Below are 13,230 nucleotides of genomic sequence, written 5' to 3' on the forward strand. Positions count from 1 at the left end.
TTTGTAATAAGTAAGGAGTACGGTCTCATTTATTATAAACGGGAGGATGGGGAGGAATTCTTCCGGGAAGATTTGCTGCCCGAGACTTTGGCTTGCGATAATCAATAATGGGGGGCATACCGACAGCCTTCCTGCCATCTACGACTACATATATTGATACTCTATAGGGACATAGGATTGTATCCATAATCTCCTGCGAAAAAAAATTAGGGCTGAGGAAAAAAGATGGGCGAGTGGATGCGGTGGATTCGTGGAAAATTAGTAACTTTGTGCGCAATAAATACAACCATATCGCCATATGTCATCATTTATTGCAGACCGAGTGAAGATGGAGGGACTAACATTTGACGACGTCCTCCTTATTCCCGCTTACAGTGAAGTGCTTCCGCGCACAGTTGATCTCACCACAAGATTTTCCCGCCGTATTACATTGAATGTACCTCTGGTGTCGGCCGCCATGGACACCGTCACCGAGGCCCGTCTTGCCATCGCGATAGCGCGCGAGGGTGGCATTGGCGTTATCCACAAGAATATGTCGATTGCCGAGCAGGCCCGTCAGGTGCATGCCGTGAAGCGTGCCGAGAACGGTATGATTTACGACCCTGTGACGATACTTACCGGTAGCACAGTGCGCGACGCTCTCGCCATGATGGAGGAATACCATATCGGCGGCATACCCGTGGTAGACAGCAACAAGCTGCTGGTGGGTATCGTGACCAACCGCGACCTGCGCTTCGAGCGCAATCTTGACCGTCCGGTCGACGAGGTAATGACGAAGGAAAATCTCGTGACCACCCGTCAGTCGACCAATCTTGAGGAGGCGGCCGCCATACTTCAGGAGCACAAAATCGAGAAGCTGCCCGTAGTTGACAGCGAAGGCCATCTGGTAGGGCTGGTGACATACAAGGATATCACCAAGGCCAAGGACAAGCCCAATGCATGCAAGGACGCTCTGGGGCGTCTGCGTGTAGCCGCCGGTGTGGGTGTGACCCCCGACGTGATGGAGCGTGCTACCGCACTTGTCAACGCCGGCGTCGACGCCATCGTAATTGATACCGCCCACGGCCACAGCAAGGGTGTGGTAGGCGTGTTGCGTCAGATTAAGGAGACTTTCCCCGAAATTGATGTGGTAGTAGGTAATATCGCTACCGGCGAGGCTGCCCGTTTCCTTGTTGAGAACGGAGCCGACGGTGTGAAGGTGGGTATCGGCCCCGGCTCGATATGCACTACCCGCGTAATCGCCGGAGTGGGTGTTCCCCAGCTTTCGGCCGTCTACGATGTGGCTAAGGCTCTCGAGGGTACCGACGTGCCTCTGATTGCCGACGGCGGCATACGCTATTCGGGCGATATCGTGAAGGCTCTTGCCGCAGGCGCTTACTCTGTGATGCTTGGCGGCATGCTCGCCGGCGTGGAGGAGAGCCCCGGCGACACAATAATATATAACGGACGTAAATACAAGGCTTACCGCGGCATGGGTTCGCTGGAGGCCATGGAGAAGGGTTCGAAGGACCGCTACTTCCAGGGTGGCGAGACCGATGCCCGCAAGCTCGTGCCGGAGGGTATCGCCGCACGTGTGCCCTTCAAGGGTTCGCTCTACGAAGTCACCTATCAGATGCTCGGCGGTCTGCGCTCGGGCATGGGTTACTGCGGAGCAGCCAATATCGAGAAGCTGCATGAGGCCAAGTTTACCCGCATTACAGCCGCCGGAGTGATGGAGAGCCATCCCCACGACGTGGCTATCACAAGCGAGGCGCCCAACTACAGCGCATCACATCAGTAAACAATGAATATACGCAGCCACGACCCGGTTTCTGCCGGATTGTGGCTGCTTGCTATACACGAGATAAATGTTATCGGCAGAGATATAATAAGGAGCTGTGGTTCCGCGTTATATCTCTGTTGTAATTTTAAACATTCTCTTAACATATAAATAATGAATCTACGCAAATCGCTAATTGTGCTTGCCATGGGCATGGGCGTGGCTCTGGCCGCCGATGGAAAGAAGCCGTCGGACCCGGTGCTTATGACTATCGACGGAAAGGATGTGCGCCTGAGTGAGTTCGAATATCTGTACGGAAAAAACAACATGCAGCAGCAGTCGCCGGTGGCTGTCGACGAATATCTCGATATGTTTATCGCCTACAAGCTGAAGGTGGCCGACGCCATTGCGGCCGGTATCGACACAACTGCGGCGTTCAGGAAAGAATACGAGGGGTATCGCCTCGACCTTGTGCGCCCTTATCTTACCGACAAGGATGAGGAGGAGCGCCTGGTGGCGGAAGCCTATTCCCACTATCCGGTGGAGGTAGAGGCAAGCCACATAATGGTGGCTCTCGGCAAGACTCCCGAAGAGCGTGACAGGAACAAGGCGTTTCTCGACAGCATCCGTACGGCGGCTGTCGGTGGCGAGGACTTTGCAGCCCTCGCGCGTAAATATTCCATCGACCGCTCTGCCTCGCGCAATGGCGGAAGCATGGGCTACATTACCCCCGGGCGTTTCCCCTATGTGTTTGAGAAGGCGGCCTATGATACTCCCGAGGGTGAGATATCGCCGGTGATAGAGACACCGTTCGGATTTCATATCGTAAGGTCGGGTGCACGTCGCGCCGCTACCGGCGAAGTGCTCGCGCAGCATATCCTCAAGCTCACCCAAGGCAAGAGCCCCGAGGAGCAGGTCCGGGCCAAGGCTCAGATTGACTCTATCTACACTCTGCTCAAGGGTGGCGCCGACTTCAGCGATCTCGCCCGCAGGGAGAGCGAGGACCCCGGCTCGGCCAAGAACGGCGGCATGCTGCCATGGTTTGGAACGGGTCGCATGGTACCGGAGTTTGAGAAGGCCGCCTTCGCACTGGCTGACAGTGCCGTGTCGGAGCCTTTCCAGACCTCCTACGGCTATCATATCGTAAAGACTCTCGGCCATCGCGGAGTACCTGCCCTTGACGATGTGCGTCAGCAGATTATGGGCATGATGCAGCGCGACGGACGCGCGCAGCTGCCTTATCAGAAGAAGATGGACGAGCTGAGGGCGCGTTTCCAGACCTCGGCCACCGATTCGCTGAGCGAGAACGAGCTTATTGACCTGGAGATTGAACGTCTGGCTTCGGAAGATGTAGATTTCGCCAACCTGTTGCGCGAGTATCACGACGGAATGCTCCTGTTTGAGATAAGCAACAGCAAGATATGGGAGGGCGCGGCAAAGGATACCGAGGGTATCGAGAAATATTTCGAGGCCCATCGCGGCGACTATTCGCTGGCCGAACCAAAATACAAGGGATTCATGATCTACACCCCCAGCGACTCTGTGATGACTGTAGTCAAGGAGTATGTGGAAGCAGCCGGCGACATTAATCCCGACTCGATAGGTGTGGTGCTCAAGCGTCAGTTTGACAAGGATGTGCGCATCGAGCGAGTGCTTGCCGCCAAGGGCGACAACCGTGTGGTCGATGCAGTGGCCTTCGGAGGCGAGCGTCCCGAACTGCCCGGCAAGTGGAAATACTGGATGCCCTGGAACGGACGTATTATAGAGGCTCCCGAGGAGGCTGCCGATGTGCGCGGCGCCGTCACTACCGACTATCAGGCAGCGCTTGAGCGCGAGTGGGTGAAACAGCTCCGTGCTACCCACAAGGTCAAGGTCAACAAGAAGGTGCTGAAATCAGTGAAACGGCATTGACTCTCTTACGGCGATAATGCTGTGCTAATCAGTGTTATCCCGTTTTTGAACCGTTGGGTTTCACTATACCATTAAAATATATTAAAAGACCGTATTGGCCGGGCTATTTCATCAATCCATGAAATAGCCCGGCCAATTGCTTGGGAAGTTAGGCGGAAAATTTGTAAATTTGGGGCTTGAATCCGGACGAGCGTCTCACAGTCATGCTGTAGCGCGCTTAGTCACGGTCATGAAAAGATACTTTGCAATGCATAATTTACTTGTACGCTTCCCGATAGCCTGTGTCATCGCCGCGATGGTAACATCATGCGGCAACGGGTCGTATGGCGGTGTGTCGGAGCCGGGGGTGCTTGTGAAGATAGGCGATTCGCGTCTGACCGTGTCGGAGTTGAGCGAGGCGATGCCTTACGGGCTTGCCGGAGCCGACAGCGCGGCATGGTGTCGGAGCTACATTGACAACTGGATTGAGCGCAAGGCCGTAGGGCTTGAGGCCGCGCGTAATATTGCCGACACAAGGCGTATCGACCGTATGGCCGAGGAGTATCGCAACGACCTGCTGATGCTGGAGTACCGCAAGGTTATGGCCGAGCAACAGGAGTCGCCGGAATACTCCGACGACTCCCTGCGCAGAGAGTATGACCGTCAGCCGGGCCTGTACCGCTGCTCCCAGCCTATGATACGTGGCATCTTTCTCTCTGTCGACAAGAAGCATCCGCATATCAACGACCTGCGCCGGTGGAGCCGGTCGTCGGCGGCCGCTGACCTTGAGAAACTGGAGAAGGAGAGTCTCGACCCGGTGGTGGAGTATCTTTACTTCCGTGACCGTTGGCTGCCATGGAGCGATATCGAGGCGCGTGTGCCGGACGGAATCGGCGCCGAACCCGGAAAGTTGCTTGCCAGGCATCCTGGGTTTGAGACCACGGTGGGCGACAGGGTGTATATGCTCGCTGTCAATGACCACCTGTCGGCCGGCGACCAGATGCCTTTCGAGCTTGCCCGCGATGCGGTGGCCGGCATGCTTCAGTCGGCTTCAGCCGCGGATTATGATCTGCGCCTGCGCCGCGAGCTGGTAAAGCGTGCGTATGACAACGGACAGGTAAAGCTGTCGCCGGAACTTGCCGGAAAGGTCGGCATGTCGCCGGATAATAAATAGAATAATAAACAACTATAATATATTAATCGCTTACGAAAGTGAAAATATCAAAGCTAATACTCACCGGCGCTTTCAGCGCTATGACTATAATGGCTGCCGCCCAGAACAATATTGTAGAGGAGGTGGCCTGGTGGATTGGCGACCAGCCAATCTATAAGAGTGAAATCGAGGAGACATACCAGACCTTGCAGTCGCAGCGCAGCGATATCGAGGGCGATCCGTACTGTGTCATTCCTGAGCGCCTTGCTGTGGAGAAACTTTTTATCCACCAGGCTGAGATTGACTCTATCGAGGTGCCTGACAATCAGGTGATGCAGATGGTCGACAAGCAGGTCAACTTCCTGATAGCCAACCTTGGCTCCCAGCAGAAGGTAGAGGAATTCTACCGTCGTCCGCTCCCGGCGGTGCGCGAGCAGATGCGCGACATGATACGCAACAATCAGCTCGTGGATGAGGTGCAGAATTCGCTTACCAAAGAAGTAAAGGCGACGCCTAACGATGTGCGCCGCTACTTCAACTCCCTGCCAAAGGACAGTATACCTTTTGTGCCTCTCCAGGTGGAGGTGCAGATCATGACTCTCAATCCCGTGATACCGCGTGAGGAGATTGACGAGGTCAAGGCCCGTCTGCGCGATTATGCCGAGCGCGTCAACAAAGGTGAGATTGACTTCAGCACCCTCGCAATCCTTTACAGTGAGGATGGCAGTAGCCTGCGCGGCGGTGAGCTCGGATTTATCGGGCGAGCCAATCTTGAACCCGAATATGCCGCTGTGGCCTTCAACCTCAACGATACAAAGAAGGTGTCGAAAATCGTAGAGACACAGTTTGGCTACCATATCATACAGCTTATCGAGAAGCGAGGCGACCGTATCAATACCCGCCATATACTTCTGCGCCCGAAGGTGTCGGACAAGGACCTTGTCGAGGCTGTGAATCGCCTGGATACCGTGCGTCAGGAGATACTGGCCGAGAAATTTACTTTCGAGGAGGCCGTGCCTTATGTGTCGCAGGACAAGGATACCCACAACAACCGTGGTCAGATGGTGAACCAGGAGAACAATACCACTCGCTTCGAGATGGGTGAACTGCCCCAGGAAGTGAGCCGTGTGGTGGCCGACATGAGTGTCGGAGAGCTGTCTAAGCCATTTATAATGAAGGACCCCAAGCGCAACTGTGATATCGTGGCGATGGTAAAGCTGAGCAACCGTATCGCCGGCCACCGTGCCAATATGAGCGATGACTATCAGCTTATCAAGAATCTTTATGAGTCGCGTGCCAAAGAGGATATCGTGACAAAGTGGGTTGAGAAGAAAATCGCCGATACCTATGTGAGAATAGAAGAGGGTTGGCGTGACTGTGACTTCAAGCACAAAGGCTGGATTAAAGAGGGTGTGAATTCATCCTCTGCATCAGACGAGGATGATGACAACAATCAGTGACCTTAATCCCCACTGACCATACCTCACGTAATCATACAATTTACAACTCACACTCATGCAGGATCCGAAAAGCGACAGTATGCTTCGGGAGACTGACCGCGGCAGGCGCGGATGCAATAGCTGGCGCCGTGGCCGTTGGGCTGTGGCGTGTCTGATGGCTCTCGGTGTGCCGGCGATATTGTCGGGACACCCCGACGCTCCTAAATCTCCGGCCACGGAATTGCCTCCTGTGAATCCGCCCAAGCGATATGAAATCAAGCCGACAGTGCCGTCTACCGACAGGCATACGCCGGGAAAAGTGTTTCTGGAGCATGCCGACAGACTGTGGACCGACGATAGCCGCGACTCGGTAGCCTACCAGATACTTGTCGGGAACGTGCAGTTTCGCAAGGACGATATGTTCATGTATTGCGACAGTGCGCACTTCTATGACCAGGTGGGTAGTTTCGATGCTTTCGGCAATGTAAGGATGGAGCAGGGCGACACACTGTTTGTGTATGCCGACGAGCTTAACTACAACAATCCCGACGAGATGGCCGTGTTCTATGGCAACGGGGTAGAGGATGTGCGTCTGATAAACAATGAGGTGCAGCTTACCACCGATGTGTTCAATTACGACCTGGGTCAGGACCTCGGATACTATACCAACGGCGGCACATTGGCCGATACTGCCAATGTGCTCACCTCGGTATACGGTGAGTACAGCCCTACTACCAAGGACGCCCAGTTCAGGCTCGACGTAGTGCTTAAGGACAAGGGTGAGCGTGATTTCACCCTTACTACCGAGGAGCTGCTGTATAATACCGACAACCATATAGCCCGTATTGTGAAACCGTCGGTGATAGTTACCGACAGCGCTACGGTATATTCCAGCAACGGTATGTATAATACCGACGCCGACACCACACGTCTGTACGACAGGTCGCTTATCAAGACACGCCGTGGCAATACGCTTACCGGCGATACATTGTTCTACAACCAGGTGACCGGTTTCGGCGAGGCCTGGGGAAATATGATTCTCACCGACTCGGCGCGTCAGTCGGCTCTCGAAGGTGGCTACGGATGTTACTTTGAGAAGAAGGACAGTTCGTTTGCCACCATACGCGCCCGTCTGCTTGAATATAGCCGTAAGGATACTCTCTATCTCCATGGCGATACAATACGCACCTATGTGCAGCGCAGCGACAGCGACTCGACACATATAATGACGGCCTATCCGCGCGTGCGCTTCTGGCGCGTCGACCTCCAGGGGCTGTGCGACTCGCTCAGTGTGGTGGAGCGCGACTCGCTTATGTATATGCACCGCCATCCGATAGTATGGAGCGGTGAGCGCCAGGTGTTTGGCAATGTCATTCAGGTGCATTTCAATGATTCTACTGTCGACTGGGCCAAGTTGCCTGAATTCGGATTCGTGGCCGAGCATATCGGCGATGAGTTCTACAACCAGCTTACAGGACGCGAGATGCTTGCTCGGTTTGTCGACGGGTCTCTGTCGCAGCTTGACGTGAGCGGCAATGTAGAGAATATCATGCTCCCTCAGGAGAACGACTCTACATATAATAAGATAATAAGCTCGACAAGCAGTTATCTTACCGCCCATTTCAACGACTCGACGCTCCAGAAACTGACCATGTGGCCCGAGGTCGACGGGACGGTGACACCTCTGTATCTTGCAAAGAAATCGATATACTATCTGCCGCAGTTCAAATGGTATGAGGCTTTGCGCCCGAAGGACAAGGACGATATCTTCAATGTGCCACCCGAGATGGAGGCGCTGCTGAAGGAACCTGACCCGGGAGTAAGGCGCAGGCGCGTCAACTGATATATGTCTGTTGCAATCAAAATTCAATTCCAAATAGAAAATGTTGTCTGACAATAGGATTTCCGCTCCTGACGGAGTGAGCGGTGTTATGCGCATTTCGGCCGGCAAGGCTCTGGCGCTTTTTGTATGTTGCTGGATTTTTTCATGGGCCATAGGCCTGGTGGTAATCGGGTTTATGGGCGGTACCACTCTTGACCGCATACGCCTGGCCGTTGTGCTCCAGGACCTGATTATATTCATGCTTCCGGTGGCTATGACGATGCTTATAGCAGTGTGGCGTCCATGGCATTTCATTGGTATCGACCGCAGCCCGGGGTGGTTTGGAATGTGTAGCGCACTGTTTACGCTCGTTGTGGCTATCCCCGTCATGAACTGCATCGTGGGATGGAACGAGAGCATTCATTTTCCGGATAGCATGGCCGATTTTGAAAGACTGCTGCGTACTTATGAGTCGACTGCCGGCTCTATGATTGAAAGTCTGCTCGGAGGCACCGGTGTGGGCGACCTGCTTGTGTCGGTACTTATAATAGGTGTTCTTACCGGAGTGGCCGAAGAGTGGTTTTTCCGTGGAGGGCTTCAGTCGCTGCTTATGCGTCTGTTCGGCAATCCGCATGTGGCAATCTGGTCAGCTGCGATAGTTTTCAGTGCTATCCATATGCAGTTTTTCGGCTTTGTTCCAAGAGTGCTGCTGGGGGCGTTTTTCGGATATCTTTACTGGTGGAGCGGCTCGCTGTGGCTCCCGGTGGTAGCGCATGCATTCAACAATTCTCTTGTTGTATTTTCAATGTGGCTTACACGTCGCGGTGTCGACACTGTGGCGCTTGACGAGATTGGTGCCGGTGACGGCGGAGGGCATGCAGTGCTGGCTGTGGTGAGTCTGGTATTTGCATTTGTGTCGGTATGGTACATATGGCGACACCTTCCGAGAATGCGCGATACGAATCAATAATTTATGTTGCAGACAGTTGTGGAAATTTACATTTTAGCAAATGTTGCGTGCATGTTTTAAAGCATAGTTTTCCGAAAATTTTCACAAACATCTGATATATAATAGTTTGTAAAATGAGCTGATGCCAAAAGTTTTCCAAAATGAAAACTTTTGGCATTTTATATGTGTTGATAATTGCATAATTGTGCAGCCTTATATAACTTTGCACTCGCAATAAAAAAGCATTTTATTGAGCAGCTACCTAACCATAAAATAAGATGATACAGACTGTAGTAAAACGCGACGGCCGTGTCGTGGGATACAATGACGAGAAGATAAAAGCAGCTATCCGCAAGGCTATGTTGCAGACCGAAATCGGAGAGGATGAGAGTCTTATCCTCAAGATTACCGACCGTATCAGCATGACGGGCAATGAACGCATGACGGTGGAGGAAATCCAGGACCGTGTGGAGTTCGAGCTTATGAAGAGTCCGCGAAAAGAGGTGGCCAAGCGATACATAGCTTATCGCGACCAGCGTAACATCGCACGCCGCGCCAAGACCCGCGACATGTTCCTTGAGATAATCGAGGCTAAGAATAATGATATCACCCGCGAGAACGCCAACATGAACACTGACTCTCCGGCGGGGATGATGATGAAGTTTGCGAGCGAGACCACCAAACCGTTTGTCGACGACTATCTCTTGTCGCACGAAGCGCGCGAAGCTGTGCGCAACGGATATCTGCATATCCACGACAAGGATTACTATCCTACCAAGAGTCTGCCATGCGTGCGGCATCCTCTCGATAAAATATTGAATGATGGCTTCACTGCCGGTCACGGCGATTCGCGTCCGGCCAAGCGTATAGATACGGCAAGTATCATCGGCTGTATATCTCTTGAAACCGCCCAGAATGAGATGCACGGCGGCCAGGCCATCCCTGCATTCGATTTTTATCTGGCTCCTTTTGTGCGCTCGTCGTACATCGAAGAAATCAAGACTCTTGAAGCGCTCAGCGGCGAGGACCTGAGCGATCTTTACAATGCTCCTGTCGACGACTATCTGAAGCGTCCGCTCGATGGCCTCAAGGGTAAAGAGCGCATGAAGCAGCACGCTATCAACGAGACGGTAGGGCGTGTGCATCAGTCGATGGAGGCATTTATCCATAATATGAATACCATCCACTCTCGCGGAGGTAATCAGGTGGTATTCAGTTCAATAAACTATGGTACTGACACTTCGGCCGAGGGGCGCTGCATCATCCGCGAGATACTTAACTCGACTTACGAGGGTGTGGGCAACGGTGCCACCGCTATATTCCCCATACAGATATGGAAGAAGAAGACCGGCATCAGCTATAAGCCGGGCGACCGCAACTATGATCTCTACAAACTGGCTTGCAAGGTGACAGCACGCAGATTCTTCCCTAACTTCCTGAATCTCGACGCCACATTCAACCAGCATGAGAAATGGCGTGCCGACGACCCCGAACGATATCTTTACGAGGTGGCCACTATGGGATGCCGTACCCGAGTGTTTGAGAACCGTTATGGTGAAAAGACCTCGGTAGGACGCGGAAATCTCAGTTTCTCGACAATCAACATCGTACGTATCGCCATCGAATGTATGAATATTCAGGACAAGGAGGAACGTATAAGCCGCTTCTTCAGCCGTCTTGACTATGTGCTCGACATTACCGCACGTCAGCTGTGCGACCGCTTTGACTTCCAGAAGACCGCCCTTGTAAAACAGTTCCCGCTGCTTATGTCGCGCCTGTGGATAGGCTCGGAGAATCTGAATTCAACCGACACAATCGAGTCGGTGATAAACCAGGGTACACTCGGTATCGGATTTATCGGTCTGGCAGAGTGTCTGGTAGCTCTTATTGGCGCGCATCATGGTGAAAGCGACGAGGCCCAGGAGCTTGGTCTGAAGATTGTAAGCCATATGCGTAGCCGCGTAAATGAATTCTGCGAACGCTATCAGCATAATTTCTCAGTACTGGCCACCCCTGCCGAAGGTCTCTCCGGCAAGTTCACGAAGAAGGACCGCAAGTCGTTCGGCGTCATACCGGGCGTGACTGACCGCACTTATTATACCAACTCCAACCATGTGCCGGTGTACTACCATTGCTCGCCGCGCCACAAGGCCAAAATCGAGGCTCCTTATCATGCGCTGACCGGCGGAGGCCACATATTTTATGTGGAAATCGACGGCGATGCTACCCATAATCCCGATGCTATCAGCGATATTGTAGACATGATGGACAAGTACAATATCGGTTATGGCTCGGTCAACCACAACCGAAACCGCTGTATGGCCTGCGGGTATGAGGATGCACAGGACAATCTTGAGAAATGTCCGGTATGCGGCAGTCATGCCATAGACAAGTTGCAGCGCATCACGGGATATCTTGTAGGAACTACCGACCGCTGGAACAGCGCGAAACTCGCTGAGCTCAACGACCGTGTAGTACATAAATGATGTCATAGCCGGTGTATATGTTGCAGGAAACGGACTGTACTCTGACCGAGGAGGAAAAGAATGTGAGGCTGAGGGTGCTTGACATCGTTGCCGGCACCAGTGTCGACGGCCCCGGACTCCGTACCTCGATATATCTTGCAGGGTGTGACCATGAGTGTCCGGGTTGCCACAATCCGGAATCGTGGGCGCACGACGGAGGCCGTGAAATGAGTGTGGCCGAAATAATGGACACGGTGAAAGAAAATGACTTCAATGTCACACTTTCAGGTGGCGACCCGCTGTATCAGGCCGATGGAGTGACCGCTCTGGCACGTGCTGTAAAGCGTGCCGGCTATACACTGTGGTGCTATACCGGATTCACCTACGAGCATGTAGCAGTGTCGCCACGCTTTGCCGGGCTTCTGGGGCTTGTCGATGTGCTTGTCGACGGTCCGTTTATCGAAAGTCAGCGCGACACCACATTGCTTTTCCGCGGATCATCCAATCAGCGTCTTGTCGATGTGGCTTCATCGCGCGAGGCAGGAACGGTTGTGGTGTGGAGTCCTGACTGAAAAAGTTTCCTTACCGACTGATGGAAAATATTCAAAAATCGCTATCTTTGCATAAAAATTGCATGTAACTTAAGATAGCGATTTTTTGTTATTATCAACATAACCACATTGTCAAAAGAGAGCCTTTATGACCCAGCATACCGGTACTGCAAATCATCGTCAGCATATGTCAATGATACTCTATAATGTAGGGGCGCTGCTCACCGTAGCGGCCTGGGGAGTGTCGTTTGTATCTACAAAAGTACTACTTGAGCATGGGCTTCAGCCCACCGAGGTATATGTATACCGAACATTGCTCGCCTACCTGCTGATACTGCTCGTGTGTCATGGCCGTATGGTGTCCAACTCGGTGCGCGATGAGCTGCTGTTTGTGGCGTGTGGCATGTGTGGAGGCTCGCTGTATTTCATAGCTGAGAATACCGCTCTCGAGCATACTCTTGTGTCGAATGTGTCGCTCATTGTCACGCTCGCTCCGCTTATAACCACGTTTCTTGTCGGTGTGCTGTATAAATCTGAGCGTCCGTCGCGCGGTATGGTGGCGGGTTCGCTTGTGGCGTTTCTTGGAGTAGGACTGGTGATATTCAACAGTTCGTTTGTGCTTGAGGTAAAGCCTCTCGGCGACCTTCTTGCGCTGGCTGCCGCTGTGAGCTGGGCTGTATATTCACTTGTGTTGCGAAAACTCAGTGCGTTCTATACGGTGTTGTTTATCACGCGCAAGACATTTTTCTATGGGCTCCTCACAGCATTGCCATTCCTGTTTACCGAGCCTGACCATGGAAATCTTAAAGTGTTCGCCGATACCACCGTATGGGTCAACTTCATTTTCCTTGGTGTGTTCTGCTCTATGCTTGCGTTCCTTATATGGGCTTGGGCTGTCAAGGGCATCGGCGCTGTCAAGGCCAACAATTACCTGTATGTGCAGCCTATAATCACACTTGTGGCTTCGGCTTTGCTTCTCGGAGAGCAGGTGACATGGATCGGATATCTCGGATGCGGTCTGATACTTTTCGGTGTTGTCCTTGCCGACCGGCTCAGCCTTGGGCATCCCAGTAAGCCCGCTCACTGAGCGTGTGTGTGGTGGTTGACATTGATTTCAGATGAGTATTTAGAGCTTGTTTAATAATAAATGTTGCCGCCAGGGTCGTATAGCTTGAGACGATTTTCGACATGTGACGAAGGAG

9 protein-coding genes are annotated in these 13,230 nt (G+C 52.8%); all 9 read left to right on the forward strand.

Annotation, left to right across the window (positions count from 1 at the left end; genetic code table 11):
• The first annotated feature begins 298 nt into the window (after window positions 1-298).
• The 9 genes from guaB to K2I50_RS05130 all read left to right on the forward strand — a co-directional run bounded on the left by guaB (window position 299) and on the right by K2I50_RS05130 (window position 13,115).
• A complete protein-coding gene (gene guaB, locus K2I50_RS05090) occupies window positions 299-1,780 on the forward strand; it encodes an IMP dehydrogenase (RefSeq protein WP_068960194.1) in 1,482 nt (493 codons plus the stop codon).
• A gap of 153 nt (window positions 1,781-1,933) precedes the next feature.
• The gene (locus K2I50_RS05095) at window positions 1,934-3,670 is read left to right on the forward strand and encodes a peptidylprolyl isomerase (protein WP_301025138.1); all 1,737 of its coding nucleotides are present in this window, start codon (window positions 1,934-1,936) and stop codon (window positions 3,668-3,670) included.
• Window positions 3,671-3,917: 247 nt separating this feature from the next.
• A complete protein-coding gene (locus K2I50_RS05100; protein WP_301025139.1) occupies window positions 3,918-4,823 on the forward strand; it encodes a hypothetical protein in 906 nt (301 codons plus the stop codon).
• A gap of 44 nt (window positions 4,824-4,867) precedes the next feature.
• Window positions 4,868-6,262: a peptidylprolyl isomerase gene (locus K2I50_RS05105; protein ID WP_526022952.1), complete on the forward strand. Its 1,395-nt coding sequence runs from the start codon at window positions 4,868-4,870 to the stop codon at window positions 6,260-6,262.
• Between the two features lie 55 nt (window positions 6,263-6,317).
• Window positions 6,318-8,084, forward strand: a complete 1,767-nt coding sequence (locus K2I50_RS05110) for an OstA-like protein (protein ID WP_301025140.1) — start codon at window positions 6,318-6,320, stop codon at window positions 8,082-8,084.
• A 40-nt stretch (window positions 8,085-8,124) separates the two neighbouring features.
• Window positions 8,125-9,033, forward strand: coding sequence for a CPBP family intramembrane glutamic endopeptidase (locus K2I50_RS05115; protein WP_301025141.1), 909 nt, complete (start codon window positions 8,125-8,127; stop codon window positions 9,031-9,033).
• Window positions 9,034-9,290: 257 nt separating this feature from the next.
• Window positions 9,291-11,498, forward strand: coding sequence for an anaerobic ribonucleoside triphosphate reductase (locus tag K2I50_RS05120; protein WP_301025142.1), 2,208 nt, complete (start codon window positions 9,291-9,293; stop codon window positions 11,496-11,498).
• A 17-nt stretch (window positions 11,499-11,515) separates the two neighbouring features.
• On the forward strand, window positions 11,516-12,049 hold the full coding sequence (nrdG, locus tag K2I50_RS05125) for an anaerobic ribonucleoside-triphosphate reductase activating protein (protein WP_301025143.1): 534 nt from the start codon (window positions 11,516-11,518) through the stop codon (window positions 12,047-12,049).
• A 127-nt stretch (window positions 12,050-12,176) separates the two neighbouring features.
• On the forward strand, window positions 12,177-13,115 hold the full coding sequence (locus K2I50_RS05130; RefSeq protein ID WP_301025144.1) for a DMT family transporter: 939 nt from the start codon (window positions 12,177-12,179) through the stop codon (window positions 13,113-13,115).
• Window positions 13,116-13,230 lie beyond the last annotated feature (115 nt).

Origin of the sequence: Muribaculum sp., from assembly GCF_029051885.1 — a bacterium.
In the GTDB taxonomy this organism is placed as follows: Bacteria; Bacteroidota; Bacteroidia; order Bacteroidales; family Muribaculaceae; genus Muribaculum.

Bases quoted from the DNA above. Each gene is read 5' to 3' on its own strand.
- guaB (WP_068960194.1), top strand. From the start codon at position 299: ATGTCATCATTTATTGCAGACCGAGTGAAGATGGAGGGACTAACATTT.
- K2I50_RS05095 (WP_301025138.1), top strand. From the start codon at position 1,934: ATGAATCTACGCAAATCGCTAATTGTGCTTGCCATGGGCATGGGCGTG.
- K2I50_RS05100 (WP_301025139.1), top strand. From the start codon at position 3,918: ATGCATAATTTACTTGTACGCTTCCCGATAGCCTGTGTCATCGCCGCG.
- K2I50_RS05110 (WP_301025140.1), top strand. From the start codon at position 6,318: ATGCAGGATCCGAAAAGCGACAGTATGCTTCGGGAGACTGACCGCGGC.
- K2I50_RS05115 (WP_301025141.1), top strand. From the start codon at position 8,125: ATGTTGTCTGACAATAGGATTTCCGCTCCTGACGGAGTGAGCGGTGTT.
- K2I50_RS05120 (WP_301025142.1), top strand. From the start codon at position 9,291: ATGATACAGACTGTAGTAAAACGCGACGGCCGTGTCGTGGGATACAAT.
- nrdG (WP_301025143.1), top strand. From the start codon at position 11,516: ATGTTGCAGGAAACGGACTGTACTCTGACCGAGGAGGAAAAGAATGTG.
- K2I50_RS05130 (WP_301025144.1), top strand. From the start codon at position 12,177: ATGACCCAGCATACCGGTACTGCAAATCATCGTCAGCATATGTCAATG.